Genomic DNA, 444 nt, shown 5'->3' on the forward strand with positions numbered 1-444 from the left:
AGGCCGAGCGCTATGCCCTGGAAGGCGTACCGGTCAGCCTCTCGACCATGGCCGACGCCGTGGGGTCGGGCTGCGCGGCACTCGACCCGGTTCTGAGGCGGGTTGAAGCGCATGTCATGGCGGCTGAACGCCTGCATGGCGATGACACCACCGTGCCGGTTCTGGCCAAAGGCAAGACCGATACTGGACGATGTTGGGTCTACGTCCGCGATGACAGGCCGTTCGGTGGGGCATCGCCGCCGGCGGCGATGTTCTATTACTCCCGCGACCGCAAGGGCGAGCATCCCCAAACCCATCTGGCCGGATATACCGGGCTGTTCCAGGCCGACGCCTTCGATGGGTATCGCCAGCTCTATCTGCCTGAGCGAAGTCCCGGGCGGATCCTGGAAGCAGGGTGCTGGGTTCACGCCAGGCGCCCGTTCTTCGCCATGGCCGATCTTGAGG

At 65.5% G+C, this 444-nt stretch carries 1 protein-coding gene; it reads left to right on the forward strand.

Annotated features, from left to right (window positions below; translation table 11 throughout):
- Positions 1–444, forward strand: a 444-nt coding sequence (locus AC1DIO_RS35500; RefSeq protein ID WP_476854971.1) for an IS66 family transposase, incomplete at both ends; no start/stop codon positions are given.

This window comes from Allobosea sp. 05T439 (assembly GCF_056396005.1).